At 62.9% G+C, this 26,901-nt stretch carries 24 protein-coding genes, 2 tRNA genes and 1 pseudogene; 8 read left to right on the top strand and 19 right to left on the bottom strand.

Features of this window, described 5'->3' with window-relative positions; translation table 11 throughout:
• The 6 genes from obgE to ndk all read right to left on the bottom strand — a co-directional run.
• Nucleotides 1-858: GTPase ObgE (obgE, locus tag HMPREF2690_RS03480; protein WP_141761198.1), on the bottom strand; the 858-nt coding region annotated here is incomplete at its 3' end.
• A 97-nt stretch (nt 859-955) separates the two neighbouring features.
• Entirely contained in the window at nt 956-1,285 is a 330-nt protein-coding gene (gene rpmA, locus HMPREF2690_RS03485; RefSeq protein ID WP_070421309.1) for a 50S ribosomal protein L27, read from the bottom strand.
• A gap of 21 nt (nt 1,286-1,306) precedes the next feature.
• Complete coding sequence (gene rplU / locus HMPREF2690_RS03490) at nt 1,307-1,612, bottom strand: 50S ribosomal protein L21 (RefSeq protein WP_070421308.1); 306 nt, start codon at nt 1,610-1,612, stop codon at nt 1,307-1,309.
• Nucleotides 1,613-1,781: 169 nt separating this feature from the next.
• Nucleotides 1,782-4,589, bottom strand: coding sequence for a translation initiation factor IF-2 N-terminal domain-containing protein (locus HMPREF2690_RS03495; RefSeq protein ID WP_083320302.1), 2,808 nt, complete (start codon nt 4,587-4,589; stop codon nt 1,782-1,784).
• A gap of 182 nt (nt 4,590-4,771) precedes the next feature.
• On the bottom strand, nt 4,772-5,338 hold the full coding sequence (locus tag HMPREF2690_RS03500) for a TetR/AcrR family transcriptional regulator (RefSeq protein WP_070421307.1): 567 nt from the start codon (nt 5,336-5,338) through the stop codon (nt 4,772-4,774).
• 144 nt (nt 5,339-5,482) lie between these two features.
• On the bottom strand, nt 5,483-5,893 hold the full coding sequence (gene ndk / locus HMPREF2690_RS03505; protein ID WP_070421306.1) for a nucleoside-diphosphate kinase: 411 nt from the start codon (nt 5,891-5,893) through the stop codon (nt 5,483-5,485).
• A gap of 64 nt (nt 5,894-5,957) precedes the next feature.
• Here ndk and HMPREF2690_RS03510 point away from each other — a divergent pair, with 64 nt between their 5' ends.
• Nucleotides 5,958-7,382, top strand: coding sequence for an AMP-binding protein (locus HMPREF2690_RS03510; RefSeq protein ID WP_070820203.1), 1,425 nt, complete (start codon nt 5,958-5,960; stop codon nt 7,380-7,382).
• On the opposite strand, the gene HMPREF2690_RS03515 is transcribed toward HMPREF2690_RS03510, so the two are convergent.
• The 7 genes from HMPREF2690_RS03515 to HMPREF2690_RS03545 are packed head-to-tail and all read right to left on the bottom strand — an operon-like array spanning nt 7,360 to nt 15,836.
• Nucleotides 7,360-7,791 carry a DUF4233 domain-containing protein gene (locus HMPREF2690_RS03515; RefSeq protein ID WP_070421304.1) on the bottom strand — a complete coding sequence of 144 codons (432 nt, stop codon included), beginning with the start codon at nt 7,789-7,791 and terminating at the stop codon, nt 7,360-7,362. The two genes, HMPREF2690_RS03510 and HMPREF2690_RS03515, sit on opposite strands and share 23 nt — an antisense overlap.
• Before the next feature lie 20 nt (nt 7,792-7,811).
• Nucleotides 7,812-9,104, bottom strand: a complete 1,293-nt coding sequence (locus tag HMPREF2690_RS03520) for a hypothetical protein (RefSeq protein WP_070820204.1) — start codon at nt 9,102-9,104, stop codon at nt 7,812-7,814.
• Nucleotides 9,101-9,946 (bottom strand): ATP-grasp domain-containing protein, encoded by an 846-nt coding sequence (locus HMPREF2690_RS03525; protein ID WP_070820205.1) that lies wholly within the window; start codon nt 9,944-9,946, stop codon nt 9,101-9,103. The genes HMPREF2690_RS03520 and HMPREF2690_RS03525 overlap by 4 nt, the downstream gene beginning before the upstream one ends.
• Nucleotides 9,943-10,518, bottom strand: a complete 576-nt coding sequence (locus tag HMPREF2690_RS03530) for a hypothetical protein (RefSeq protein ID WP_070569660.1) — start codon at nt 10,516-10,518, stop codon at nt 9,943-9,945. The genes HMPREF2690_RS03525 and HMPREF2690_RS03530 overlap by 4 nt, the downstream gene beginning before the upstream one ends.
• A complete protein-coding gene (locus HMPREF2690_RS03535) occupies nt 10,515-12,140 on the bottom strand; it encodes a bifunctional folylpolyglutamate synthase/dihydrofolate synthase (RefSeq protein WP_070820206.1) in 1,626 nt (541 codons plus the stop codon). Before HMPREF2690_RS03535 ends, HMPREF2690_RS03530 begins: the two co-directional genes overlap by 4 nt.
• Nucleotides 12,140-14,842, bottom strand: coding sequence for a valine--tRNA ligase (locus HMPREF2690_RS03540; RefSeq protein WP_070820207.1), 2,703 nt, complete (start codon nt 14,840-14,842; stop codon nt 12,140-12,142). Before HMPREF2690_RS03540 ends, HMPREF2690_RS03535 begins: the two co-directional genes overlap by 1 nt.
• A 22-nt stretch (nt 14,843-14,864) precedes the next feature.
• A complete protein-coding gene (locus HMPREF2690_RS03545; protein ID WP_070820208.1) occupies nt 14,865-15,836 on the bottom strand; it encodes a malate dehydrogenase in 972 nt (323 codons plus the stop codon).
• Nucleotides 15,837-16,016: 180 nt separating this feature from the next.
• Here HMPREF2690_RS03545 and HMPREF2690_RS03550 point away from each other — a divergent pair, with 180 nt between their 5' ends.
• Complete coding sequence (locus HMPREF2690_RS03550; RefSeq protein ID WP_070453686.1) at nt 16,017-16,742, top strand: TetR/AcrR family transcriptional regulator; 726 nt, start codon at nt 16,017-16,019, stop codon at nt 16,740-16,742.
• Between the two features lie 11 nt (nt 16,743-16,753).
• Here the strand turns inward: HMPREF2690_RS03550 and clpX are convergent, their stop codons facing one another.
• Nucleotides 16,754-18,028 carry an ATP-dependent Clp protease ATP-binding subunit ClpX gene (gene clpX / locus HMPREF2690_RS03555; RefSeq protein WP_070614054.1) on the bottom strand — a complete coding sequence of 425 codons (1,275 nt, stop codon included), beginning with the start codon at nt 18,026-18,028 and terminating at the stop codon, nt 16,754-16,756.
• Nucleotides 18,029-18,235: 207 nt separating this feature from the next.
• Here clpX and HMPREF2690_RS03560 point away from each other — a divergent pair, with 207 nt between their 5' ends.
• Entirely contained in the window at nt 18,236-18,880 is a 645-nt protein-coding gene (locus tag HMPREF2690_RS03560) for a hypothetical protein (protein ID WP_070421295.1), read from the top strand.
• Between the two features lie 71 nt (nt 18,881-18,951).
• On the opposite strand, the gene HMPREF2690_RS03565 is transcribed toward HMPREF2690_RS03560, so the two are convergent.
• The 5 genes from HMPREF2690_RS03565 to HMPREF2690_RS03585 all read right to left on the bottom strand — a co-directional run bounded on the left by HMPREF2690_RS03565 (nt 18,952) and on the right by HMPREF2690_RS03585 (nt 22,105).
• Nucleotides 18,952-19,572, bottom strand: coding sequence for an ATP-dependent Clp protease proteolytic subunit (locus HMPREF2690_RS03565; RefSeq protein WP_070421294.1), 621 nt, complete (start codon nt 19,570-19,572; stop codon nt 18,952-18,954).
• Between the two features lie 30 nt (nt 19,573-19,602).
• Nucleotides 19,603-20,196 (bottom strand): ATP-dependent Clp protease proteolytic subunit, encoded by a 594-nt coding sequence (locus HMPREF2690_RS03570; RefSeq protein WP_070421293.1) that lies wholly within the window; start codon nt 20,194-20,196, stop codon nt 19,603-19,605.
• A gap of 186 nt (nt 20,197-20,382) precedes the next feature.
• On the bottom strand, nt 20,383-21,735 hold the full coding sequence (tig, locus tag HMPREF2690_RS03575; RefSeq protein WP_070820209.1) for a trigger factor: 1,353 nt from the start codon (nt 21,733-21,735) through the stop codon (nt 20,383-20,385).
• A gap of 80 nt (nt 21,736-21,815) precedes the next feature.
• Nucleotides 21,816-21,889, bottom strand: a tRNA-Pro gene (locus HMPREF2690_RS03580).
• 141 nt (nt 21,890-22,030) lie between these two features.
• Nucleotides 22,031-22,105: transfer RNA gene (locus HMPREF2690_RS03585), tRNA-Gly, on the bottom strand.
• A gap of 89 nt (nt 22,106-22,194) precedes the next feature.
• Here HMPREF2690_RS03585 and HMPREF2690_RS03590 point away from each other — a divergent pair.
• The 5 genes and pseudogenes from HMPREF2690_RS03590 to HMPREF2690_RS12135 form a co-directional block, all read left to right on the top strand.
• Nucleotides 22,195-22,989: a hypothetical protein gene (locus HMPREF2690_RS03590; RefSeq protein ID WP_070421289.1), complete on the top strand. Its 795-nt coding sequence runs from the start codon at nt 22,195-22,197 to the stop codon at nt 22,987-22,989.
• A 52-nt stretch (nt 22,990-23,041) separates the two neighbouring features.
• The gene (locus HMPREF2690_RS03595) at nt 23,042-23,818 is read left to right on the top strand and encodes an electron transfer flavoprotein subunit beta/FixA family protein (protein ID WP_070820210.1); all 777 of its coding nucleotides are present in this window, start codon (nt 23,042-23,044) and stop codon (nt 23,816-23,818) included.
• A gap of 9 nt (nt 23,819-23,827) precedes the next feature.
• Complete coding sequence (locus HMPREF2690_RS03600) at nt 23,828-24,760, top strand: electron transfer flavoprotein subunit alpha/FixB family protein (protein WP_070820211.1); 933 nt, start codon at nt 23,828-23,830, stop codon at nt 24,758-24,760.
• Complete coding sequence (locus HMPREF2690_RS03605; RefSeq protein ID WP_083320303.1) at nt 24,760-26,202, top strand: cytochrome b/b6 domain-containing protein; 1,443 nt, start codon at nt 24,760-24,762, stop codon at nt 26,200-26,202. The genes HMPREF2690_RS03600 and HMPREF2690_RS03605 overlap by 1 nt, the downstream gene beginning before the upstream one ends.
• A gap of 113 nt (nt 26,203-26,315) precedes the next feature.
• A pseudogene (locus tag HMPREF2690_RS12135) lies at nt 26,316-26,901 on the top strand (HNH endonuclease); the annotation flags it as partial.

Raw genomic sequence — 26,901 nt, forward strand, 5'->3', positions numbered from 1 at the left:
GGGACGCTCGCGCAGATCGCCCAGGCCGGTGTCCATATCCAACGCCTCGGCGTAGGTATCCAATTCGTGCTCCAGCGCCTCGATGTCAGAGATCGGGTCGCGCCCCGGCTCCATCGTGGCCACATCCACGATGTGAGCCAGCACGGCGGTGCGCTCGATGTGACGCAGGAAGTCCAGACCAAGCCCCTTGCCCTGGCTTGCCCCCGGGATCAGCCCGGGCACATCGGCGATGGTGAACGTGTCATGGCCAACGTTGACCACACCCAGGTTCGGCGCGAGCGTGGTGAAGGGGTAGTCCGCAATTTTCGGCTTTGCCGCGGAGAGCACTGCAATTAACGACGACTTACCCGCCGACGGGAAACCCACCAGGCCCACATCAGCCATGGACTTCAGTTCCAGGATCAGGTCCAGCGCTTGGCCCGGTTCACCCTTGAGCGCGAAGCCCGGCGCCTTACGCTTCGCGGTAGCCAACGCCGCGTTACCGAGGCCGCCGAAGCCGCCTTCCGCAGCGATGAAGCGGGTGCCAGGCACGGTGAGGTCTGCGAGCACCTCGCCCTCTTCGCTGCGCACAACGGTGCCGACCGGCACCTCGAGCACGAGATCCTCGCCGCGTGCACCGTTGCGCCAATCACCCGCGCCGTTGCCACCACGCTTCGCCTTCACATGCGGGCGGTATTGGAAGTCCAGCAGAGTGTGGACCTGTGTGGAAACCTCAAGGATGATGTCGCCACCGTGGCCGCCGTTGCCACCGTCCGGACCGCCGAGGGGTTTGAACTTTTCGCGGTGGACGGACACACAGCCGTGGCCACCATCGCCGGCTTGGAGGTGCAGGGTGGCACGGTCAACGAATTGAGCCATGGTTGTTTTCCGCCTTTCTGTAACACGGACGATGATATGCAAAAAGCGCCGCAAGCCCGAATGCACGGGACCTGCGGCGCCGAAGCGCTACACGCGCTTACGCGGTTGCGGTGTTTTCCTCAACAACGCCTGCTGCCTCAGCCTGCTCGAGGACCTCGGAAGCAACACCCTGGCCGTCAGCCGGGATGATGTTGACGATGCGACGCTTGCGCTTGATGCCGAACTGCACGGAGCCGGAGGCCAGTGCGAACAGCGTGTCGTCGCCACCACGGCCGACGTTGTCGCCCGGGTGGAACTTGGTGCCGCGCTGGCGGACGATGATCTCGCCGGCCTTGACCTGCTGGCCACCGAAGCGCTTCACACCGAGGCGCTTCGACTCAGAGTCACGACCGTTCGAGGAGCTGGATGCACCCTTCTTGGTTGCCATAGTTCAATCTCTCCTAGTTGGTTACTTGATGCCAGTGATCTTGACGGTGGTCAGCGGCTGGCGGTGACCCTGACGGACCTTGTAGCCGGTCTTGTTCTTGTACTTCAGAATCTTGACCTTCTTGCCCTTGCCCTGCTCAACGATCTCCGCGGAGACCTTTGCCTTGGACAGAGCGTCGGCACCGGAGGTGACGTTTGCGCCATCAACGAGAAGGACCGGGGTGAGTTCGACCTTGTCGCCTGCTTCACCCTCAAGCTTCTCGACCTTGACGAGGTCGCCTTCGGCAACCTTGTACTGCTTGCCGCCGGTCTTGACGATCGCGTACATAGAGGGTTACCCCTTATCTCTACTCGCCCAACCTCGGCATGCAACGAGGTCGGAATGGAACAACTTAAGCGTTTTAGGGCCTAACGTGGCCAGCCGTGCCCGCATGCAAAGGCAACGAGGCGGCACGCCCCAAAACAGCGACTGCCAAAGACTACACCGCCCCTACGCGTTACTCCAAACCGCGCCCGCCACCACGTCGGGTAGCACGGCGGCGGCCACGTCGTGCAGCAGGCACTTGTCGACGAGTCTCCTTCTTCACCGGCTTGTCCTCCGGATCCGCTGCGACGTGCTGACGCACCGGCGCAGAGGTTGCCGACTTGCGGACAACACGACGGCGACCACGACGGTTCGTCTTCGCCCTCACCTGCACGGTTGCCCCTGCTTCTGCGCTCCTCGATTTACGAGACGCACTGCGCTTCGGGGTCTTTTCTTCCTGCTGTACCTGCTGTTCCTGCTGCGCTTGCGACTCCTGCTCGAAGTCTTCCCGGCGCGGCCTGTGATCGGATCGGGAGTTGCCGCGCGTGCGACGCTTGCGGCGCGGCGAGGCCTCGAACTCCTCAACCGCTTCCTCGTACGTCTGGGTCGGCTTCTCTGGCTGCGCCGGCTTGTCGGACCGCTCGCCGCGCTCCGGGGTGGTGTCGCTGTCACGCTGCTCACCACGCTGCGGGGCGTCGGAGCGGCCGCGGCCACGGCTGCCGCCACGGCGCCCACGACGGCGGGTCTGGCGCGGCTTCTCTTCGCCAGCCGACTCTTCAGTCGGCTCCTCAGCGGAGCCGTTTACAGATTTGTCAGAGGAGAAGATGGAGTCGAGCAGTTCGTCCATGTGGTCGTCGTCAAGCGGCTGCTTCTGCTGCGGCTTGCGCTGAGGCTGCTTCGACTCGCGCGACTTGCGAGCAGGGCGGTCGGGCTTCCTCTCCTCGGCCTCGACGGGGTCCTCGGTGAGCACAACACCGCGGCCATCACAGCACTCGCACGGCTTGGAGAACGTCTCCAGCAGGCCGGTGCCCAGGCGTTTGCGAGTCAACTGCACCAGGCCCAGCGAGGTCACCTCAGAGACCTGGTGGCGGGTGCGGTCGCGGCCCAGCGCCTCGTTGAGACGGCGCAGCACGAGGTCCTGGTTTTCCGGCAGGATCATGTCGATGAAGTCGATGATGATCATGCCGCCAATGTCACGCAGACGAATCTGACGCACGATCTCCTCAGCCGCCTCGAGGTTGTTCGAGGTGACCGTCTCCTCCAGCGAGCCACCAGAGCCGGTGAACTTGCCGGTGTTGACGTCGATCACCGTCATCGCCTCAGTGCGGTCAATGACCAACGTGCCGCCCGACGGCAGCCACACGGTGCGCGACAGTGCCTTGGAGATCTGTTCGTCGACACGGTATTCCTCGAACGCGTCCTTGCCCTCGTGGGCACCCCGGTCGAACTTCTCCAACCGATCCAGCAGATCCGGCGCAACCGACTGCACGTACGCGTGCACGGTGTTCCAGGGCTTCCGGCCATCCACAATCAGGGAGGTGAAGTCCTCGTTGAACAGGTCGCGCACAACCTTGACCAGCAGGTTCGGCTCTTCGTAGAGGGTCACCGGCTTGGCACCCTTGGAGTTTTTCTCCTCCTCGGCACGTTTTTGGATCGAGGTCCACTGGTTGTGGAGACGGTTCACGTCCGCAGCAATCGCTTCCTCGCTGACGCCCTCTGCGGCGGTGCGGATGATGGCACCGCCCTTGCCCGGCACCACGTCCGCAAGGATCTGCTTGAGGCGCTTGCGCTCCGGGGTAGGCAACTTGCGGGAGATACCTGCGCTGCGCCCACCCGGGACGTAGACGAGGTAGCGGCCCGCGAGCGAAATCTGGGTACTCAACCGTGCACCCTTGTGCCCGATCGGATCCTTAGTCACCTGCACCAGCACTTGGTCGCCGGACTTCAGCGCATGCTCGATGCGGCGCGAACGCCCACCGAGGCCGGCAGACTTCCAATCCACCTCGCTGGCGTAGAGCACACCGTTGCGGCCCTGCCCGATGTCGATGAAGGCAGCTTCCATACTCGGCAGCACGTTTTGCACACGCCCCAGGTAGATGTTGCCAATCATCGAGGCCTGCGCATCGGAGGTAACAAAGTGCTCGACGAGCATGCCGTCTTCAAGCACACCAACCTGCGTGATCCGCCCCTGCCCGTCGTGGCGCTCCCGTTCACGCACGACCATGTGGCGCTCGACCGATTCGCGGCGCGCCAAGAACTCCGCCTGGCTCACAATGCGGGAGCGCTTGCGGTGTTCCTCGCGGCGCTCCGAGCGACGACGGCGCTGCGCCTCCAGACGAGACGACCCCTTGATCGCCACAGGCTCGTCGATCTCGCTGTGCGTATCGACGACACCCTCACCCGAATCCTCCACCCGATCATCTTCGAGTGGCTCGTCTACCGGACGCTTCTGCGGGGCGGTGTCCTCGGCCGGCTTCGCCTTGCGGGTGGCGCGGCGGCGTTCCGAACGCGTCGGTGCCTTAAACAGCGGCGCGTGGGTCGCGGGGATGCGATCCTCTTCCGGATCCTCCTGCGGCGCCGGGGTGATCTCGGGCTCGATGTCGGTGAGCGGTTCCTCAGCCGGTTCCTCCGCTGGTTCTTCGGCAGGCTCCTCGGCCGGTTCTTCAGCCGTCTGCAGTTCCGCCTCGACCTTTTCTTCGATCTGGTGGATCTCGTTTTCCACGTCCTTGCGAACGCGGTTACGGATCTTCTCATCCGCCTCTTTATCGCGCTCAGGGTCGGATGTGGTGCTGGCCCCTGCCGCCAAGGCGTCGAGAAGCATGTCTGCTTCCGCCTTGGTCAGCGTGGACTGCGCAACCTTCACCAGACCTAAGTCTGCGAGTGCGACAACCAAGTCCTTCGATGGGACATCAAGCATTTTCGCCAGGTTGAACACCCTGGTCTTTTCCGACAGCGCCGAGCGGTCAAAATCGGCGAAACGGTTTGATTTATTTTTAGCCAAAGCGGCACGCTCCAGTGTTCCTGCCGTGGCCAACCGTCATGTCCGGGCGCCGGCAAGACTACCGAGCAGCCGCGCGGAACATCGTGTGCCACGGGTATGCAAAAGTTTCTCAGCTCCGAGTCATCCTTGCTCGTCGCCTGAGACTCATTCTTGCACAACTTTCGTGCCACAGATACGCGACGCTACTGCTCGGCGACACGCAGGAGATCAATCACCGCAGAAACCGGGGCGTCGCGGTGGTTTTCGGTCACCGCAGCACCGACGGCTACCTGGACAACACGGGTGGAGTTCAGACCGTCCACACCATGCTGTTCCATCATTTTGGTGACCATGCCCTTGAGCTCCTCAAGACCAGCGGAGGAAAACGCCTGCACTTCGCCCGGCTCGCGTTCGGAATCAACGAAAGCATAGACCGTCTGGCGTACGCGCTCTGCTTGTGCGCACGAGATGACATTGACAACCGCTTCAGCGAACTGCACAGGGTCCTTCAGGTCGACGCTGCCCCCCATGATCTCGTGGAACACCTTACGGCGGGACTCAAAAAGCTGATCCAGGCATGTGACCACGAGCTTTTCGCGCGTGGAATAGTAGTAACCGATCGACCCGACCGGCACTTTTGCTTCGGCGGCCACCTGCCGGTGGGTCACGCCGCGGAGCCCCTCGTTGAGCAGCAATTCAGTTGCTGCGTGAAGAATTGCTGCGCGCTTTTCAATCGCGCGCGCCTGCTCGGACCGTGATGACGTTGCCATCTACCCTCCATCGCATCGTGTAGACATGCGATTTCTTTAAATCCAATAAAAGCCGTAGAAAATCATAGAGTTTCGTTTCGTAGAAACGAAAACGGCACCTGCGCCCCTCACACGGGGCACGGTGCCGGGAAGCGGACTTACCGCTTAGAGGTTCGGGAACCAGATAGCGATCTCGCGCTCAGCGGACTCCGGAGAGTCAGAGCCGTGCACGACGTTCTCACCAACGGTCAGGGCGAAGTCGCCGCGAATGGTGCCAGGGGTTGCCTTGGACACCGGGTCAGTGCCGCCAGCGAGCTGACGCCACGCCTCGATGGCGCGCTCGCCCTCGACGATGCCAGCCACCAGCGGAGCGGAGGTGATGAAGTCGACCAGATCGCCGAAGAACGGCTTGTCCTTGTGCTCTGCGTAGTGCTTCTCAGCGGTCTCGCGGTCAGCGGTGCGCAGGTCGAGCTCGACGAGCTTCAGGCCCTTGCGCTCGATGCGGGAAATGATTTCGCCGACGTGGCCGTTTGCCACGCCGTCCGGCTTGATCAGGATCAGAGTACGTTCAGTCATGGCTCGCAATCTTACCCAACCCGACACGTGTTGCACGTCTTGGCTATGCCGTAGTCTTGCCCCCATGTGTCACCGCAGCCCACTTCCGGATATTGATCTACCGGGGACAACCCTGTTCGCGTCTGTCTTTGCGGCGGATGAAGAGGCGCTGCCGGATACCCCCGCAATTACGGAGATCGACACTGGCCGCACAGTCACGTACCCGCAGTTGCGTGCGTTGGCGCTCGGCACTGCGGCCTCGCTCGCCGCGCGCGGCGTGGGCCCGGGCAGCGTCGTCGAGCTGCGCATGCCGAACTCCATCAACTTCGCCGCGGGCCTCCTCGGCGCATCCGCGACTGGCGCACGTGTGTGCGTCATTGGGCATTCGCTTATCGACGACGAAGCGAACCACCTCGCAACCCTCGCCCACACCACTGACCGCGTCACCGCCGAGGACATCCGCCCCGGCGAGTTCGACCCCGTCGGAAGCGCTGACGACGTTGCGGTGATTCCGTTTTCCTCCGGCACCACAGGCCTGCCGAAAGGCGTGGAGTTAACCCACGTCGCGATCACCGCCAACGCCGCCCAGTTCAACGCAGCACTGGCTGCAAGCGGCATCGGCCGGGGCGGTGGTGTGATCGCCCCCCTGCCGTTTTCACACATCTATGGGCTCAACACACTGCTGTTGTCGTCGCTGACCGCACGCCGACACGTCACCACCGCGGCCCGCTTCAACCTTGCTGAGTTCACCGCTGCCCACCGCGGCCGCGCAATCGATGTGTCCTACATCGCTCCCCCGCTTGCACTCGCGTTGTCCAACCACCCCACCCCTGAAGATTTCGCCACCACCCGTTTTTTGGTGTGCGGCGCGGCATCGCTGGATACGAACCTGGCGCGCAAAGTCGAGCGCCACATCGGCGTTGAAATCCTCCAAGGCTACGGCACGACCGAATCCGCACCCGTGACCCACGTCGGCATCTCCGGCAAGTCCGATCCGGGCACGATCGGGTTCGCCATCCCCAACACCGAGTTCCGCCTCAGCCAGGACAACGAACTCCTCGTGCGCGGGCCTCAACTCATGCGTGGCTACTTGGACAACCCGGCTGCCACCGCAAACGCCATCCGGGACGGTTGGCTGCACACCGGCGACATCGCCCGGATCAACGAGGATGAAACGGTCACCATCATCGACCGCGCCAAGGACGTGTTCAAGTACCACGGGTTCCAAATCGCCCCCGCAGAACTCGAAGCGCTCCTGCTCACCCACCCGGACATCGACGACGTGGCCGTCACAGGCCACCGCCGAACGGTGGACGGGGTGGTTGAGGAGGTGCCACGTGCGTTCGTCGTCACGCAACAAGCGCTGAGCGACAACGCCATCATGGCTTGGGTCGCCGAGCGCGTCACCCCCTACAAAAAGGTGCGAATGGTCACCTTCGTCGATGCGATCCCCCGAAGCGCAGCAGGCAAAATCCTGCGGCGCGAACTTACGTCCCCAGGTGCTGAGTAACCAGGTAACCGTGACGCATGCGCTGAATCATCTCCGAGCGCATTTGAATGATGAAGTACCACACGATGCCGAAGATCACGCCCACAGCGGTCACCGACCAGTGGATGAAAAAGCCAAAAATTAGTGGAACCTGCAACGCCAGGTCGATCCACAGGGCGCCGGGCTTGCGCTGAAACGCAGCCATCACCACGTGCGCCAGACCAACAACGGTGATGTAGACCCAGTTAAACGTGGTCCAGTGCTCGCCCTCATCTACCTTGAGGATCACCGTGAGAATGAGCAGGATCGTGATCGCTTCCATGATCAACGTGCCGGACAGAACACCGGTAAGCCCAGCCATCGGATCCTTCACCGGAGCGTGACCGGGCCCAAGTGGGCCCATTTCCTGCTGCGTCTGCTTTCTCGCCATGGTGGTAATCGTAGCCAGACCTAGCTGGCATCCATAACCTGCGCCCGGCGCGGCGCCGCCGCAAGGTAGACAATGAACGGCAGCGCGAGAACGAACAACCCCACGGTGCCAATCGTCGCTCGAGGACCTTCCGGGATGACCTGCAGCACGGTAAACAGCCACGCGAGCGCCGACAAAATGTACACGTTCAGGGTTTTGCGCAGCAGGTGGTTGACGTCGCGGTCTACCTTCACCGACTCGTTAATGCTCGGTACACCAAGTTGTCCGCGCAGTTTCGACGGAATACCAATGACCGCATCGAGTGGCTCGATGACGCTGATGTGAGAGTTCTGGCGGAAACGGGCGTCGTCGACAATCGCCATCGCACGCGCCGCAATCGTCCGGTCGCCGTAGCGCAGCCGCACAATATCCGAATCCTCGATGCCCAACGACTGCATCGAATCCGCGGTGAGGCGCACCACTGCGCGGGACTCGTCGATGTCGTTCGGTCGGGCGACCCGCATCACGTAGGTTCGCGAACCGAGGAGTTTCCTCGCGGTCCAGTACCACGACCTGCGCAGCGGGTTCTTGCGCGCGGTGGAACGTTCGTTGTCCCCGAACACCGACGTGCCCTCCCCTTCGATCATCGGCACGACCATGATGTCGAAGAATTTCGCTGCGCGAAGGGCCCTATTGATTTGGATGCGGTCTGGGTACGCGATGTCGTCGATACGCTCGCGCGGCCAAACACCCCTGTCCTTGTAGTGGGTGTCAATCAGCGCGTGGTGCTCGTGCGGGATCGCGTCGCGATGCGCCTTTGTGATGTCCATCGGCGGGTGCAGGCGCAACAGGATGCGCTGATAACGAGAAATCTTGATGGTGCCCTCGGAGTATTCGCCGTCTGGGAACGTCTCAATCTCGTCGCGGGTGACAACGAACGAGCACCTGGTAAACGGGCACACCACCCGGTAATGCTCCGCCTCCGGCAGCCGGGCGCGGACTGACTCGCTGATCACGATCGAACTATCGCCCGCCTTGTCCGCGCGCTGTTTCACGTTGGTGGAAAACACCTCCGCGTGCACAGGCTGAACCGACGCGACACCGTCAGGCACGGCACGGAGGATGCGTGCGGTTGCAGATGCCTCCTCGCCCGCACCACCCTTGATCAACTGCACCGCGGTAGTGCCGTCCAAGAGCGCCGGGTGGAAATCGCTGAGCCCCTCCCAGCCCGGCCAATCCCGGCCGATGACCAGTGAGTTCACCGGGTAGGTTGCCACACTGGCTTTCTTCCCGTTGAGTCGCACCTCACGGGCCGGCAGGTACATCTCGGTCATAGCTGCTCCAGATATTCAACGACTGCTGCTGCGACGTCAATTCCGGTGGTTTCCGTCAGCGACGCAAACTGCGCGTTCGAGTTCACCTCGCCGACCAGGGGTTCTTGCGCGTCAAGGAAGTCCACCGACCCAATATCCAGCCCAAGCGCTGTCATCGCGGCACGCGCAACGTCGACGTATTCGGCCGGGGGCTCCCAGGCTTCCGCACGCCCACCACCTGTGATGTTGGCGCGGAAATCTCCACCTTGGCCAAAGCGCCGCATCGCCGCGACAGGCGTGTCGCCCACCATGTAGATCCGCGCGTCGCGGCCGTGCGAGCCGGCAACATACTCCTCCACAATCACCGGTGAGGGGTACGCCTCACGCAGCACGTCGATGAGCTCGTCGCGGCTATTTACAAGAAACACCCCGCTGCCCCACGACCCAACGGCATGTTTCGCCACCGCCGGAAACCCCAGGGCATATTCGACGGCGGCGAGAAACTCGCTGTTCGCCCATTCCTCCGCCTCGAGGTTGCGGTACACCAGCGGCGCGGTGATCGTTTTCGGGTGCGCGATCCCCGCCCGAGTCAGCGCCGCATGCGTGTACGCCTTGTTGTCGCACAGCGCAATGCTTTGCGACGAATTCACGCACCTGACCCCGAACGCCTCCAACTGCGCAACCGCGGCGACATCCTTATCCATGATGAAGGCCACCTCGGGAAGGTCCTCCAAATGAGTAACTGCGTAGTCGGTGGTCACACGCTCAATCTGGCCGTGTGATGCCCCGATGATCTGGTCGAACTGCCACTCAAACTTGTCCCAGTGCAGCCATCGGTTGGTCACCAGCCAGGTCGGTTTCACGCCAATTCCTCCGCAAAGCGCTGCACGATGCGCGTCAACGCAGCGAGCATGTGTTCGCGCGGCCCCTCGTCGAGCGCAGCACTGTTCATCTCCACCTGCACGTACGGAATGTTGGTACGCAGCGCGACGTCGGAGGACACGCGGTGAAGTCCCATTGCGGGAAAGATTTCGTCGACAAGCACGGGCACCCCGCACGCGTTGAACTCGGCGACCACAATGTCGCGCACCCGCCAATCGTCGTGGATGTTGCGCCCGCGACCGGTTCCCAGGATTACCTGATCGGGCCGGTCCGGGTTCATCTGGTGCAAGTCGATGCCCGCAACGATCCCACGCTGCTCGACCTCGCGCACCGCGACGTCCCGGAACGGACTGTGCTCGTCCGAGTTCGGATCCGCCTTATCCGCGTCGGTCTTGATCAACGCTGTCGCGCCTACGTGCTCGTGGAGTTGCTCCGCGAGCCAACGGGTCGCGGGCTCCGCAAGCTTGATCTTGCCGTCGCGCTGCTGCTCAACGGCGTGCGGCGCCGTAACAATCACAGGCGCCGTGCCAGGCAACAGCAGGTGCGCGGTCACTGCACACCCCGCGACGAACGCAGGTAGGTGCGCGCCTGACCTGCGGTGGCAACGGAGCCGGTGATGAGCACACCGACGCCTTCGGGGCCTTCCTCCTCGGCCAACTCGATGGCGAGTTCGATCGCCGAGGGCAGGTTGTCGTCGACACGCACACGCTCATCGCCGAAGATCTCGTAGGCCATCTCCGCCAACTCGTAAGCGTCCATCGCGCGCCGGTCGGTGTTCTGGGTGATCACCACATCCGCGAGCACCGGCTCGAGCGCTGCCAGCATCGCGCGAGCATCCTTGTCCGCGAAGATGGACACCACGCCGATAACGGACTGGTAGTTGAAGTCGCGCTGCATCGCTTCGGCGAGCGTGGCCGCACCGTGGGGGTTGTGGGCGGCGTCGATGAGCACCACCGGATCACCCAGCACACGCTCCACGCGCGCAGGCACCTTCACCTCCGCGAAGCCCTGGCGCACCGAATCCATATCCAACGGGTGATCGCGGGACACGCCGAAGAAACTCTCCACCGCAGCCAGCGCCACCGAAGCGTTCTCTGCCTGGTGTGCGCCGGAAAGCGGCAAGAAAATGTCGTCGTAGACTCCGCCAAGGCCCTGCAGCGACAGTTGCTGGCCGCCGACGGCGACGGAGGAGTCGTCGATAGTAAAATCGCGGCCCTGTCGCGCCACCGCAGCGCCGGTTTCCACCGCGCGCTCCAGGATGACCTGCATCGCCTCCGGCTCCTGCTCAGCAACGATGGCGATGTTTTCCGCCGGTCCGTAGCCGTCGCGCTCACGCGCCTTGATGATGCCGGCCTTGTGCGCGGCGATCTCCTCAATCGTCTCGCCGAGGAAACGCTGGTGGTCGATACCGATCGGGGTGATGACGGACACGTCCGCCTCCACCACGTTCGTCGCATCCCAGGTGCCGCCCATGCCGACCTCGACGATCGCAACATCCACGGGTGCGTCCGCGAACGCCGCGTACGCAATGCCGACGAGCAGCTCGAAACGGCTCATCTCCGCCTCGCCGCACTCGCGGAAGTGCGCGTCCACCATGTCCACGTACGGCTCAATGTCGCGCCAGACATCCACAAAACGGGTCTGGGAAATTTCCTCCCCGTCGATGAGGATGCACTCGGTGACACGCTCCAACTCCGGCGAGGTGAACAACCCCGTGCGACGGTTCAGCGCGCGAAGGATCGACTCCGCCATACGCGCCGTCGACGTCTTGCCGTTCGTGCCCGCAACGTGAATAACGTTGAAGGACTGCTGGGGCGTACCCAAAAGATCCATCAGCATCGCAATGCGATCCAGCGACGGGTTCGGGTCATTCGCCGCCGCACGCGCATCCAACTGGGCGACCACCTTGTCAAAGTCCGGGTGGTCGCCCTCCGGAGCCAGGGTTGGTGCAGGCTCGTCGGTATCGGCGTCGGAGCCGTCCGCGCCACTTTCGGCCGACATGTCGGCCAGGTTGAGCGTGATGCCGTGATCGGTCATCTCCAGGTGGCCGAAGTCGGTGTCACGGCCGGATTCGAGGTCGGCGATGTCGATGCCCTCGAGGGCGTCGTCGCCAAGCTGTGCTCGAAGTGCCTCGTACGCTGCCCGCGCTTCCGGGTCGAACGACTTATCCGCCATTACTTCAGCGCCTCAAGACGAGCCGTGACGCGCTCAAACTCTTCCTGTGCGACCTTCTGACGCGCCTTGATCTTCTCGACGACCTGCGCCGGCGCATTAGCCAAGAACTGCTCATTGGCGAGCTGCCCGCCAGTGGTGTCGAGCTCCTTCTGCGCCGCCGCAAGCTCCTTTTCCAGGCGCTTGCGCTCCGCAGCGACATCGACGGTGTCGGAAGTATCCAACGCGACGTCCAGGTTGACCTTGCTCAGGCGCATCTCAATGCTTGCCGAGGCCTCAAAGTCATCCTCCGGCGCCGTCACCTTCGCAATCTGGCGCACCATTGCCTCCTGGCCAACCAGATCAGCCGAAGCGAAGTCCAGGCGAGCCGGCACCTTCTGCGACGGCTTCACACCCTGATCAGAGCGGAAGCGACGCAGCTCGGTGATGAGCTTGATCGAATCTTCGATGCGACGGCGAGCGTCCTCATCGGTCGCGGCACCACCGTTGGTGTCCTCTGCGGTCGGCCACGGCGCGAGCGTCACCGTTTCGCCGCCGGTCAGTGCCTTCCACAGCACCTCGGTGATAAACGGCATCGTCGGGTGCAGCAGACGCAGCACCACGTCGATCACGCGGCCGAGGACCACCTTGGTGTTCTCACCCTGCTCGCTCTCGCCGTCCCGCGGGATCTGGGTCTTGGCGATCTCCAGGTACCAGTCGCACAGCTCATCCCACGCGAAGTGGTAAAGCGCCTCGTTGGCCTTGGCAAACTGGTAATCGTCCAGGTAGGCGTCCACCTTGGCGCGGACTTCCTCGGCTCGATCCAGGATCCAACGGTCAGCGTCGGTCAGCACCTCGCGTGCAGGCAACGCGTCCACGCGCGCGCCGTTCATGAGCGCGAACTTGGTGGCGTTAAACAGCTTGGTGGCAAAGTTGCGGGCGGCGGTGGCGTGGTCGTCGCCAATCGGCAGGTCCACACCCGGGTTCGCACCACGAGCCAGGGCGAAGCGCAGCGCATCCGCACCGTACTGCTCCACCCAATCCATCGGGTCGATGCCGTTGCCCAAGGACTTCGACATCTTGCGGCCCTTCTCGTCGCGCACCAGGCCGTGTAGGTAGAGGTGCTCGAACGGGATCTGCGGGCGGCCATCCTTACCCTCCCCCAGGATCTCCGGGGTGGTCGAGCCTGCAAAGGTGCCGAACATCATCATGCGGGCAACCCAGAAGAACAAGATGTCGTAGGCGGTGACCAGCACGGTGGTTGGGAAGAACTTCTCCAAATCCGGGGTCTTGTCCGGCCAACCCATCGTGGAAAACGGCCACAGTGCCGACGAGAACCAGGTATCCAAAACGTCTGGATCCTGCTCGTAGCCTGCCGGCGGCTCTTCGTCCGGGCCGACGCAAACCACGTCACGCTCGCCGTTGTCGTCCTCCGGGCCGTACCAGATCGGGATGCGGTGGCCCCACCACAACTGGCGCGAAATGGTCCAGTCGTGCATGTTGTCCACCCAGTCGAAGTAGCGCTTCTCCATCGACTCCGGGTGAATCTTCGTGTCGCCTTCGCGCACGGCGTCGCCGGACATCTTGGCCAGTTCGTCGACCTTGACAAACCACTGCAGGGACAGGCGCGGCTCGATCGGCTCACCGGAGCGTTCCGAGTGGCCCACAGAGTGGACGTACGGGCGCACTTCCTTGACAATGCGGCCCTGCTCAGCCAGCGCCTCGCGCACGGCGACGCGGGCTTCTTCGCGGCTCATGCCGTCAAACTTGGTGCCGGTATCGGCGATGCGACCTTTCTCGTCCATGATGATCGGCATCTCAAGGTCGTGGCGCAGACCCAGCTCGTAGTCGTTCGGGTCGTGCGCCGGGGTGATTTTCACCGCACCGGTGCCCAGTTCCATGTCCACGTAGTCGTCGGCGATGACCTTGACCTGCATGCCTTCGCGCAGTGGGTGCTCGAAGACTTCACCGATGAGGTGGGAGTAGCGCTCGTCGTCAGGGTGAACGGCGATGGCGACGTCGCCCAGCATCGTCTCCACACGCGTCGTGGCAACGATCAGGTGCGGTTGGTCGTCGTCAAGCGAGCCGTAGCGAATGGAGACGAACTCGCCCTCGACATCCTTGTACACGACCTCAATGTCGGACACGGCGGTCTCCAGCACCGGCGACCAGTTGACCAGGCGGTAATCGCGGTAGACCAGGCCGCGGTCGTAGAGCTGCTTGAAAATGGTCTGGACGGCGCGCGACAGGCCCTCGTCCAGCGTGAAGCGCTCGCGAGACCAGTCGACGGAATCGCCGATCGCACGCATCTGCGTAGTGATCGTGCCGCCGTACTGCTCCTTCCACTCCCACACCCGGTCAATGAATTCCTCACGGCCGTAGTCGTAGCGGTCCTTGCCTTCTTCGGCCTTGAGCTTCGCCTCGACCTTGGTCTGGGTGGCAATGCCTGCGTGGTCCATGCCCGGCAGCCACAGCACCTCGTAGCCCTGCATGCGCTTGCGGCGCACCAGGGAGTCCATCAGCGTGTGGTCAAGAGCATGGCCCATGTGCAGCTGACCCGTCACGTTCGGCGGCGGCAGCACGATGGAGTACGCAGGCTTGTCAGAGTGGGCGTCGGCAGTGAAATAGCCTGCCTTGACCCAGCCTTCGTAGAGGTCGCGTTCGTGGTCGCTGGGCTCCCACGACTTCGGCAGCGCGTCAGTGCGGTTCAGATTTTTGTCAGTCACGCGACCTATCTTAACGAGCTACCTAGAACAGCTTGTCGGCGATCGCCGCCTCGTCCTTCAAGGCGGTGATGTTGGCGTCGATACGAGCCCGTTGATCGTCGCTGAGCTCCAGCTTTTCGACGACCTCCCACGCACCGTTTTCACCCGTCACCGGGAAGCCGAACACAAGCCCTTCGTCCACGCCGTACTGACCCGTCGACGGCAACGCAGCCGTCGTCCACTTGCCAGCCGTGCCCTGTACCCAGTCGCGCATGTGATCCACCGACGCCGACGCTGCAGACGCCGCCGAGGACTTACCGCGCACCTCGATGATCTCCGCGCCACGCTTGGCCACGCGCGGGATGAACTCGTCGGTATACCAGGCGCGATCCACCTCAACCGGGTTGCCGTCCACCGTGGCGTAGGTGATGTCCGGGAACTGCGTATCCGAGTGGTTACCCCACACCGTCAGGCGCTCAATGGCGCTCGAGGCCACCCCGAGCTGCTGCGAGAGCATCGACAGCGCACGGTTGTGGTCAAGGCGCATCAGCGCGTTGAAGCGATCCGCTGGCACATCCGGCGCCGCCTTGTTCGCAATGTAGGCATTCGTGTTCGCCGGGTTGCCGACCACCAGCACGCGGACGTCATCCGCAGCACCATTGTTGATCGCCTGGCCCTGGCCGATGAAAATCTTGCCGTTTGCAGCCAGCATGTCCGCGCGCGACTCACCCTTACCGCGCGGCTTCGCCCCCACCAGGAACGCCGCCTGCGCACCGTCGAATGCCTTGTTTGCGTCGTCGGTCACCATGATCTTGTTCAGAAGCGGCAGCGCCGAGTCGTTGAGCTCCATTGCCGTGCCCTCAGCCGCACGCACCGCCTCCGGGATCTCCAGCAGCGTCAGGTTCACCGGACGATCGGGGCCGAAGACATCGCCTGCTGCCACGCGCCACAGCAACGAGTACGCAATGTTGCCTGCTGCGCCGGTAACAACGACATTTGCGGGGGTCTGGGACATGATGAGGCCTCCTCTTTCTGTTTCTGTTTCCCCTTCAACCTACCCCCACAGGGGGCAACATTGGCCGGTACTGCGCCACTGATCTGCCAAGTGGTGCACGATGAGAGGAAGCAAAGAAGCGTATCGACGACCCCACCACACCGAACCACACCGAACCACACCGAAAGGGAGCCCACGGACATGGCCGACACCGCCGCACCCGAGACTGCCACCTCCCCTTCCCCCGGTGCTGTCGTCGATGCCGCGATTGTCGCGTTTGCCCACAACGGTTACGACGACGTCAAACTCAACGCGCTTGCACGCACCACGGGCATGAGCAAGCGCATGATCCACTACCACTTTGGTAACAAGCGCGGCTTGTACCTCGCAGCGCTCAAGGTGGCAAGTGCTCGCATCACCCCGCCTCAGGACATCGCCACCCGCTCCTACGCCGCCCCCGTCGAGGGGATGCGCCGCTACATCGACGCCCTCTACCACGCGTTTTTGGACCACCCCGACGGTGTGCGCCTCGTCCTGCGTGAAAACCTCGACCCCGTCGCCGCCGAAGAAGACGCCGCAGCGCTTGTCAGCGAGAACGAAGTACTCCTCCACGTTGAACGTCTGTTGCTCGCAGGCCAAGACGCGGGAGCATTCCGCCCAGGTATCTCCGCTGTCGATCTGCTCACGCTGGTCGCATCGCTGTGTTTCTTCCGCGTGGGCAACAGCCTGACCGCACTGAGCGTCAGCGACGTGGACTTTGCAAGCCGCCGCAACGTCGACGGCATGCGCCGCATGGTCATCGACACCGTGCTGACGTTCCTCACGTCCAACATCCCCTACTCCGGCTACGAGTCCTACCTCGAACCCACCCCCACTGCGGAAGAAGAAACCGCCGACGTCTACAGCGACGACGGCGGCCTAGTCTAAGCAGAACTGCGTTACGCGGAGCGCTGCTTTTCTTCTTCAATGAACTTCGGTTCGCCCTCCCCGCGAGCGGCTGCCTCATCCAGCACAACCTCAGCGATGCCGTCACGATCCGGCAACTCGTACATCACCGGAACGAGCAGTTCCTCCATAATCGCACGCAGGCCACGCGCACCGGTCTTGCGCTCCGCCGCCTTGTCCGCGATCACACCGAGCGCCTCGTCGGTCACCGTCAGTTCCGCGCCGTCCATCGCGAACAGGCGCTTGTACTGCTTGACCAACGAGTTCTTCGGCTCCGTGAGCACGCGCTTCATCGAGTCGCGGTCCAGATCATCGACGTGCGCGATGATCGGCAAACGGCCAATGAACTCGGGGATCAGGCCGAACTTCACCAGATCGCCCGGCTGCACCTGCGCCATCATGTTCGCCTCGTCGCGCTCCGACTTCGAGTCGATCTCCGCCCCGAAGCCGATGCCCTTCTTGCCCACGCGCTCCGCGATCACCTTGTCCAGGCCAGCGAACGCGCCGGCCACGATGAACAGGATGTTCGACGTGTCCATCTGGATGAACTCCTGGTTTGGGTGCTTACGTCCACCCTGTGGTGGCACGGACGCAACCGTGCCCTCCAGGATCTTCAGCAGCGCCTGCTGCACGCCCTCACCCGAAACGTCGCGGGTAATCGACGGGTTTTCGGACTTGCGGGAAATCTTGTCCACCTCGTCGACGTAAATGATGCCGTGCTGCGCACGATTCACATCGAAGTCTGCCGCCTGCAGTAACTTCAGCAGAATGTTCTCCACGTCCTCGCCGACATAGCCAGCCTCGGTCAGGCTGGTGGCATCCGCGATCGCAAACGGCACATTCAACATGCGCGCCAGCGTCTGCGCGAGATAGGTCTTGCCAGAACCCGTCGGGCCAAGCAGCAAGATGTTGGACTTGGAAATCTCCACTTCCTCGTCCTTCGCACGGGCCGAAAGGTTCGACTCCTCCGCCTTAATGCGCTTGTAGTGGTTGTACACAGCCACAGCAAGCGTGCGCTTGGCCGCATCCTGGCCGATCACATACTCGTCCAGAAACGCAGTGATCTCCGAAGGGCGCGGCAAACGCTCTCCTGATTCCTCCTGGCGTTCTGCGCCGGCGAGCTCCTCTTCGATGATCTCGTTGCACAGCTCGATGCATTCGTCGCAAATGTAGACGCCTCCGCCCGCAATCAGTTTGCGGACCTGCTGCTGGCTTTTGCCGCAGAAAGAGCACTTCAGAAGGCTAGCGCTGTCATGCGTAGTGGCCATATGCGCGTATCTACTCCCGTTCCCTCGCCGAAATCTTCCCCAAGTCTAGTGGGTGCTGAACCCCACACCCTACAACGCACGACGACACATCCCTGTTCCCGTCCCACGCACCCAAAACGCGGTGGGACTAAACTAAGCGCATTGTCCTCGGAACGATCAGCTAGCCTAGACACATTCTTTGATGTGTCTGAAAGGAAATCCGTACCCGTGAAACGCAGCCGCGCACTTGCCACCATCGCCGCAGCGCTCATCGCCGTCCCGGCGCTTTCCGCCTGCGGCGGCTCGGACGACGAGGCACGCATTGCTGAACCGGTGCTGGATTTCCCCCAAACCAGCACAACAGCCACCCCAACCCCGACGACCACCACCTCCGAGGAAGACGACGAGACCACAACCTCCTCGTCCACAACCACGAAGAGCTCCTCGAGCTCCTCGTCGAAGACGTCCACCACGACGAAGTCGTCCACCAAGTCCAGCAGCAGTCGCCGCAGCTCGAGCGGATCCGGCAACTCCGGCGGTTCCGCACGCGAGCCAGAGGTCGCTCCCGCACCGGACGAGCCGGGGGCAGCCTGCGCATGGCCCGCACAAGGCTCGCAGGGCGCCAGCGACGAATACAGCACCTTCTGCGACCGTGAATGGGCCCGCACCGTCACACCAGACGGTCAGGACTACTACTGGGTCGCACGGGGCAACGGTTGGGCGTCTGTAGACCCGCAAAACACCGCAGACGGCGTGTGCTGGTCGCGCGGCGACTTCGAGGGCGCACCAGAAGCCATCCGTAACGCAGTGAAGTTCTGCGACGACGCAGCGCCGACCTCCGCCGACGTCGTGGAAACCCCAACCGAACAGTAGGTGGTTGTGGTGCGACGCCGGTGAGGGTGTCGTCGTAAAGCTAAAAAGCGCCCTTACGGGCGCCTTTCTTTTTAGCCGTTGAGCTTGCGGTAGTCGAAGACCTGGTCGATGATCCCGTACTCCACGGCTTCCTCAGCGGTGAGGATCTTGTCGCGGTCGGTATCAATACGAACCTGCTCTGGCGTACGGCCCGTGTGGTGCGACAGCGTGTTCTCCATGAGACGACGCATACGGTCGATCTCAGCCGCCTGGATCTCCAGGTCCGAAACCTGCCCCTGCGTGCCCTGGGTGGCCGGCTGGTGGATCAGCACACGCGAGTTCGGCAACGCCGCACGCTTACCCGGCGCACCGGCCGCCAGGATGACCGCGGCGGCCGATGCCGCCTGGCCGAGGCACACCGTCTGCACGTCGGGGCGGACGTACTGCATCGTGTCGTAAATCGCCATCAACGCGGTAAACGAACCACCCGGGGAGTTGATGTACATCGTGATGTCACGGTCCGGATCCTGGGACTCCAGGACCAGCAGCTGGGCCATGATGTCGTTCGCCGACGTGTCATCAACCTGGGTGCCAAGGAACACAATGCGCTCCTCAAACAGCTTGCCGTACGGATCAATCTGCTTCGTGCCGAAGCTGGTCTCCTCCAGGAACTGCGGCAGCACGTAGCGGGAGCTGGGCATTTGGAAAGTCATAGTAAAAGTCTCCTCTTCTCGTTGCTTGCCTTAGTCGCCAATCGCGTGCTCGCCAGCCATGGCGGCATTCTCGATGACGTGGTCCACGATGCCGTATTCCTTGGCCTCCATCGCGGTAAACCAACGGTCACGGTCCGAATCCTTCGTGATCTGTTCGAAGGTCTGGCCGGTGTGCTCTGCGATAAGTTCAGCCATCTCACGCTTCGTCGCGGCAAACTGCTCAGCCTGGATCGCAATATCAGCAGCAGTGCCGCCAACACCTGCGGAAGGCTGGTGCATCATGATGCGTGCGTGCGGCAGCGCGTAACGCTTGCCCTTCGTGCCGCCAGACAGCAGGAACTGGCCCATGGAAGCAGCCAGACCCATGCCGTAGGTAGCGATGTCGCACGGGGAGTACTTCATCGTGTCGTAAATCGCCATACCTGCGGTCACCGAACCGCCCGGCGAGTTGATGTAAAGACTGATGTCGCGCGTCGGATCCTCAGCCGACAGCAGCAGAATCTGGGCGCAAAGCTTGTTGGCAATCTCATCATCCACCTGCTGACCCAGGAAAATAATGCGCTCCCGCAGGAGGCGCTCGTACACCGAGTCTCCCAGGTTCATACCTTGAGTCGGGGAAGTCATAACAGATGCTCCTTCGCTAGTTCGTCGTGTAACGCCACCACCCTACTCGCGCGCGCGAGGGAGTTGAACCTTGTTCGCTACCGGCGTACGGCCAATTCTTATCGACGACCCCACGCTCCCAAACAAAAAGCGGCCGGAAGCGAAAGTTCGCTTCCGGCCGCCCAAAGATCCTTGGTTTAGAGGGGGTTACTGCTCCTCAGCAGCCTCGTCCTCTTCCTCGATCTCACCGAAGTAATCGTTCGGGTCAACCTTGTTGCCAGTCTCATCCTTCACCGAGGTGCGAGAGATAGCGGCGGCGAGGGCCTTGCCGCGACGCACGTCGGAGAACAGGTTCGCGATCTGGCCGGACTGCTGCAGCTGAGCCACGAACTGGTTCGGGTCCATGCCGTAGGACTGTGCGGTGAACAGGATGTGGTCGGTGAGCTCCTGCTGGGAAACCTCCGGCTGCTCTTCCTCTGCGACAGCGTCGAGGAACAGCTGGGTGCGCACGGACTCTTCAGCCTGCTTGCGGGACTCCTTGTCAAACTCTTCGCGGGTCGTGCCCTGAGCCTCAAGCAGCTGCGCCAGTGCGTTCTCGTCGTGAGCCATCTGGCCGAGCAGCTGGTGGAGCTGGTTGTGCACCTGCTCGTCGACGATCGACTCCGGCAGCGCGAACTCAACCTGGGCGAGGGCAGCCTTGAGAACCTCGTCGCGAATGTCAGCAGCCTGCTTCGCCTTCGCGTTCTCCTCAACCTGCTCGCGGGTGGACTCACGCAGCTCGTCGACGGTGTCGAACTCGGACGCCATCTGGACGAAATCGTCGTCAAGATCCGGAAGCTTGCGCTCCTTGGTCTGCTGGACGTGGACCTTTACGGTCGCCTTCTTGCCCTTGTTCTCGCCGTACTGGATCTCGGTCTCGAACTCGTTGTCTTCGCCGGTCTTCATGCCACGAAGAGCGGTGTCCAGGCCCTTCATCAGGTCGTCGGCACCAACGCGGTAGGTCAGGCCCTCAGCGGAAGCGTCGTCGAGCTTCTCGCCGTCGATAGAAGCCTCAAGGTCGATGACCGCAAAGTCGTCGGTCTTCATCTTGCGCTTGGTGTCCTTGAGCTCACCGAAACGCTCGCGCAGGGAGTCGAGCTCGGCGTCAACAGCCTCGTCGTCAACCTTGAGCTCCGGAACAGTGACCTCAATCTTGGAGAAGTCCGGCACCTTGATCTCCGGACGAACGTCGATCTCAGCGGTGAACTCGACAACGTCGTTGTCCTCGATCTTGGTGACCTCAATCTCCGGCTGGCCCAGCGGGTTCAGGTCGTTCTCTGCCAGGGCCTGCTCGTAGCGGGTCGGCAGCATGTCGTTGACAACCTGCTCCAGGATCGGACCGCGGCCGAAACGAGCGTCGATCAGCTGGCGCGGAGCCTTGCCACGACGGAAGCCCGGAATGTTGACCTGCTGGGAGATCGCCTTGTATGCCTGGTCGATCTCCTGGCCAAGCTCGTCGAACGGCACGCTGACGTTGAGCTTAACGCGGGTGTCGCTGAGCTTTTCGACGTTAGTCTTCACGGGTTTCTCCTGTACTTGTTTCGATCAACGAGTTTCAGTGCTTATAAGTGGCGGGCCCGTACAAAACGGGCCCGCCTTTGTCGGGGCGACAGGATTTGAACCTGCGACCCCCTGCTCCCAAAGCAGGTGCGCTACCAAACTGCGCCACGCCCCGTAGGCGGCAAAACCGCCACGGTATGAACCGAATCAGTAACCACTCAAGCGGTTCAGGTTGATCATTGTAGCGGGCGATCAAAGCGGGGTCACATCGGGGTAGAAGAAAACCGGTTCTGCATGCAGAACCGGTGGTCAAACGTGGAGGGAATGACGGGAATCGAACCCGCGTCTTCAGCTTGGAAGGCTGAGGTATTAGCCACTATACGACATTCCCATGCGTAGAAACGCTGCCTTAACGGCTGCCCGGAACTTTAGCGCAGGTTCACCCGTTGAACCAAACAACAACGAATTTTAGGAGGAGCCATGCTCGGTCTGTTGCTCATCGTCTTTGCCATCGGCGCGTTGATCATGCTGCCCACGATGGGTGGTGGCGGTCGTCGTCAAGTGCAATCGCGCCAGCAGGTGCAGATTTCTTTCGACGACGCCTACGCCGACGCCAAGCGATGGACCGACCGCCTCGGCTCGCAGGTGCTGAACCTCTCCGGCAACGACGCCGCCTCCACCCAGGCCATGGCCGACGCCTCCGAGCGCTTCAACGCAGCAAGCGCAGGTCTTGCCGACGCCCGCACGCCAAAGCAGGCCATGCTCGCCCGCGAATCCGCGCTCGAGGGCCTGCACTACGTCAACGCCGCGCGCGAAATCATGGGGCTTCCAGCCGGTCCTGCGCTGCCAGAGTTGGAAGGCCAGCGCCAGGCAGGCCGCGTGACCGAACAGCGCAGCGTGCGCCAAGAGGACGGCACCGTTGTGACCGCGTCGCCGGTGGCCACCGAGGCCACCCCGCACTACTACCCCGGCGGCGCCGTCGCTGGCCGCCCCGTTCCTGCTGGCTGGTACTCCACCGCATGGTGGGCCCCGGCGATGATGACGGGCATGTGGGCTGCGTCGTCGATGATGTTCTACTCCACCATGTTCGCCGGCATGTCCGGCGCCGCCGCACCCGAAGCGTTTGAGGCTGGCGGTCTCGGCGACGCTGCTGGCGCAGAAGGCATGGGCGACATGGGAGATATGGGTGATATGGGTGACATGGGTGGCGGCGATTTCGGCGGAGACATGGGTGACTTCGGCGGCGGCTTCGACTTCGGAGGATTCGACTTTTAGGCGTGCGCTAGACTGCGCACGATTGCCTACCCCCTACCTATAAGGAGTAGCCGTGCGCATTGCCGTGCTGCTGAAAGAGGTGCCGGACACCTACAGCGACCGCGAAATGAACCTGGAGACCGGTCTGACCGACCGCTCCGGCGACGTTGTTGCCGACGAAGTTGGCGAACGCGCCGTCGAAGCAGCGCTACGCATCGCGGAAGCACTTAACGACGACACCGTGGTCGAAATCCTCAGCGTCGGCCCCGAATCCTCTGCTGACTCGATCCGCCGCGGCATCGCCATGGGGGCCACCGAGGCCTACATCGTTTCCGACGACGCCTTGACTGGCGCCGACGTCACCCTCACCGCCGAAGTTCTGTCGGCGTTGATTCGCACGAACGGTTACGACCTCGTCGTCACGGGCAACATGTCCTCCGACGGCGGTACCGGCGTCGTCGCCCCCATGATCGCCGAACACCTGAACTGGCCCGTGCTGACCAACCTGACGGAACTGACCGTCGACGGCACAAACGTCACCGCCACCCAGGCCTCCGACGGGGCGGTCGTCGAACTGCGCGCCGACCTTCCGGCCGTCGTCGCTGTTGCCGACGAGTTCGCCGACCCCCGCTACCCCAACTTCAAGGGACTCATGGCGGCGAAGAAGAAGGAGCTCAACACACTCACACTCGCCGACCTGGACATCGACGCGGAAGATTTCACCCACCCGCGCGCCATCATGGTCGCCATTGACAAGCGCCCGGCACGCGAACGCGGCGAAATCATCGACGCCAACTCCACCGCCGCCGCGAAACTCGTCGACTTCCTCGAATCCAAAAACCTCATTTAAGGAGCACCCATGACTGAAATTCTCGTTGTCCCGGACCGCTCCCACGACGGCAGCCTCGACCCCCACACCGCCGAACTCATCGGTGCGGCCTCCGAAATCGGCACCCCCATCGTTCTTATCGACGACCGCACCCACGCCGACGCCCTCAGCACCCTCGGCGCGGCCACAGTACTGGTTTCCGACGCCCCACTTGTCGACGCCACCACCACCGCCCTCACCACCCTCAACCCCGCCGCCGTGTTGTTTTCCCACACCGTGCGCGGGCGCGAAACCGCCGGCCGTGTAGCCGTGCGCGCCGACAAGGCGTTGTTGACCGACGCGGTGGCGGTTCGTCGAGACGCGGAAGGCATCGTCACCGACCACCAGAACTTCGGCGGCGCCTACACCGCAACCGCCGCCGCCACCCACTCGGCGCCGGTGATCACCGTGCGCCCCGGTGCCGTGGAAACCCGCGCCGCTGCCGTCGCAACGCCTGAGGTGCGCGACCTCGACGTCGAGCACTCCGGCGCACGTACCGCCGAGGTGGTCTCCGTCACGCCGGTCGAGCGCACCTCCACCCGCCCCGACCTGCTCACCGCAGACAAGGTCGTTGCCGGTGGCGTCTCGCTCGGCGACGCCGACATGTTCGAAGAACTCGTCGGCGGGCTTGCGGATGCCCTCGGCGCCGCCGTCGGCGCCACCCGCTCCGCCGTCGACGAAGACCAAGTCGCCTACGAAGCCCAAATCGGCCAAACCGGCGTACTGGTCAGCCCGAAGCTCTACATCGGCATCGGCATCTCCGGCGCTGTCCAACACCTGGTGGGCATGCAAACCGCCGACACCATCGTCGCCATCAACAATGACGAGGATGCCCCCATCTTCGACATCGCTGACTTCGGCATCATCGGCGACCTTTTCGACATCGTTCCGCAGATCATCTCCGAGATCGAGGCTCGTAAGTAATGCCCCAACTCCGACGCGGCCTGCCCCGTGTTCCCGGCGGCGAACCATGGCCCCCGCTAATCGACGACCCCACCACCCCGACCACCTGCGCACCCGCTGAGCCTGTCGCGGCGCCTGCCACTGTGTCTGCTTCCTCGCCGACCACCGGTTTGCGCCAGGGCCTACCTCGCACCCCGGGCGGTGAACCCTGGCCACCGGCCACCGCCGTCGCTGCCTTCGCAGGCGCTGCGGGCGCTGCTGCTGCTCCGTCCACAGCGACACCGAGCGAGCCTGACGCTGCTGCTACTAGCACGGCTGACGCAGCCGATCAGGCCACATCTCCAGCTGTAGCCCCCGCAAACACCGTCGAGGTTGCCCTGCGCCGTGGTCTCCCCCGCGTCACAGGTGGCGAAGCCTGGCCACCCGCCGGCACCGTCCACGTGCCCGCACCAGCCGAGCCCGAAGCCGCACCAGCTCCAGCACCGACGGCTGCACCAGCGGCCGCAACAACCGCCGACGCCACGCCCACGCCCGATCCGGCTCCGGCAGCACCGGCAGCCCCAACGCCCGCAGCGCCTGCGCCGGTGGAGGTGCCGGCGGGGCGTGGGGTCGTCGATAAGCGATGGCTCATTCCAGCCCTCGTACTGGTCATCGCAGCATTCGTCGGCGCACGCTGGTTCATCGGCACCGACACCGGCGCCGACTTCGTCGCACGTTACGACGGAATGCAGCCACTACCCGACAACGCCCCCGTCGGCTTCCCCGCCTGGCTCAACTGGGCCCACTTCTTCAACATGTTCCTCATGGCGCTCATCGTCAAGACTGGTCTCGACGTGCGCAGAGAGAAGCGGCCGGCGGGCTACTGGACGTCGAAACGCAACGGCAAAAAGATTTCCTTGACCCAATGGCTGCACCAAACCCTTGACATCGCATGGGTCGCACTCGGCGTAGTGTTCTACATCCTACTGTTTGCCACCGGCCAATGGGTCCGCATCGTGCCAACCAGCATCGATGCCATCCCCAACGCCATCTCCGCAGGACTGCAATACCTCGCGCTCGACTGGCCTAACGAACACGGCTGGGTCCACTACAACGCGCTGCAAGAACTCGCGTACTTCACCACCGTATTCATCGCCTCCCCACTCGCGATCGCATCCGGCTTCCGCATGAGCTCCATGTGGCCGAAAACGTGGAACGGGGTGCCCGTCGCGTGGGCACGCGCCGTGCACTTCCCCACCATGATCTACTTCCTCATCTTCATGGTCATCCACGTTTTCCTCGTTGCGACGACCGGCCTGCGCGCCAACCTCAACGCCATGTTCGCCGCCCAAGACTCCACCTCCTGGACCGGCACCTTGGTATTCCTCGGCGCCGTAGCCGTCACCGCGCTCGGATGGTTCCTCGCCCGCGGATCCTTCGCCGCACCGCTCGCGAAACTGACCGGCAAAGTGACCAAACGCTAAAAGTCAAGACCCAGCAAAATCTGTGGATAACTTTCCGGCATGAGTCGGTGGGTTATCCACAGATTTTTTGTTGGGTCTTGTCGGTTGTTAGGCGGTTGCTTAGCGTTCATGCCATGGCATTTGTAGACCTTCTCGGCTTCCGGCTTTCGGACATCGCCGACTTCGACCGCGACACAGCTCTTGCTGCCGGGCTGAACCCGTCGCGCATCCGAGAATGGTCACGCGTGCACGACGTCTACTTCGGGGTGACGAAATTCACGCGGAAACAATCCGACGCCCGCCTGATGGCCGCCGATACTCCGTTGGATCAGTTGTGTTTGATTGAGCGCAAACTCGCCGTGGTTGAAGATGCGGCGAAGCGTTGGCGGTTGCGCTTTACGTTGTTGAAGTTTGAAGGCCGCTTCGATGCGCTCTCGCGCTATGCCGATCGGGTTATTGATGCGAAGAAACCCGCGCCTGAAAAGCAAGTACGGTTTTCTCGTGCTCGTGAGGGTATGGCCACGCTGCACTTGACGCATTCGGCGCGCAATATTGCTGATATTGAGCACACGCTGCGTGGAATGATCGATACGGAACTGCCGCCAGCCGGCCAGATGGCTGATGCGCTTATGGGTATCTTGCGCGGTGATGGCGATGGTGGTGGGGTGCCGCATGCAGTACCACGCCCGATTGTTATGGTGCCGCTTCCCGAATGGACGC

The sequence above is a fragment of the Corynebacterium sp. HMSC034E11 genome (assembly GCF_001835905.1).
GTDB classification, from domain to species: Bacteria; Actinomycetota; Actinomycetes; order Mycobacteriales; family Mycobacteriaceae; genus Corynebacterium; species Corynebacterium coyleae.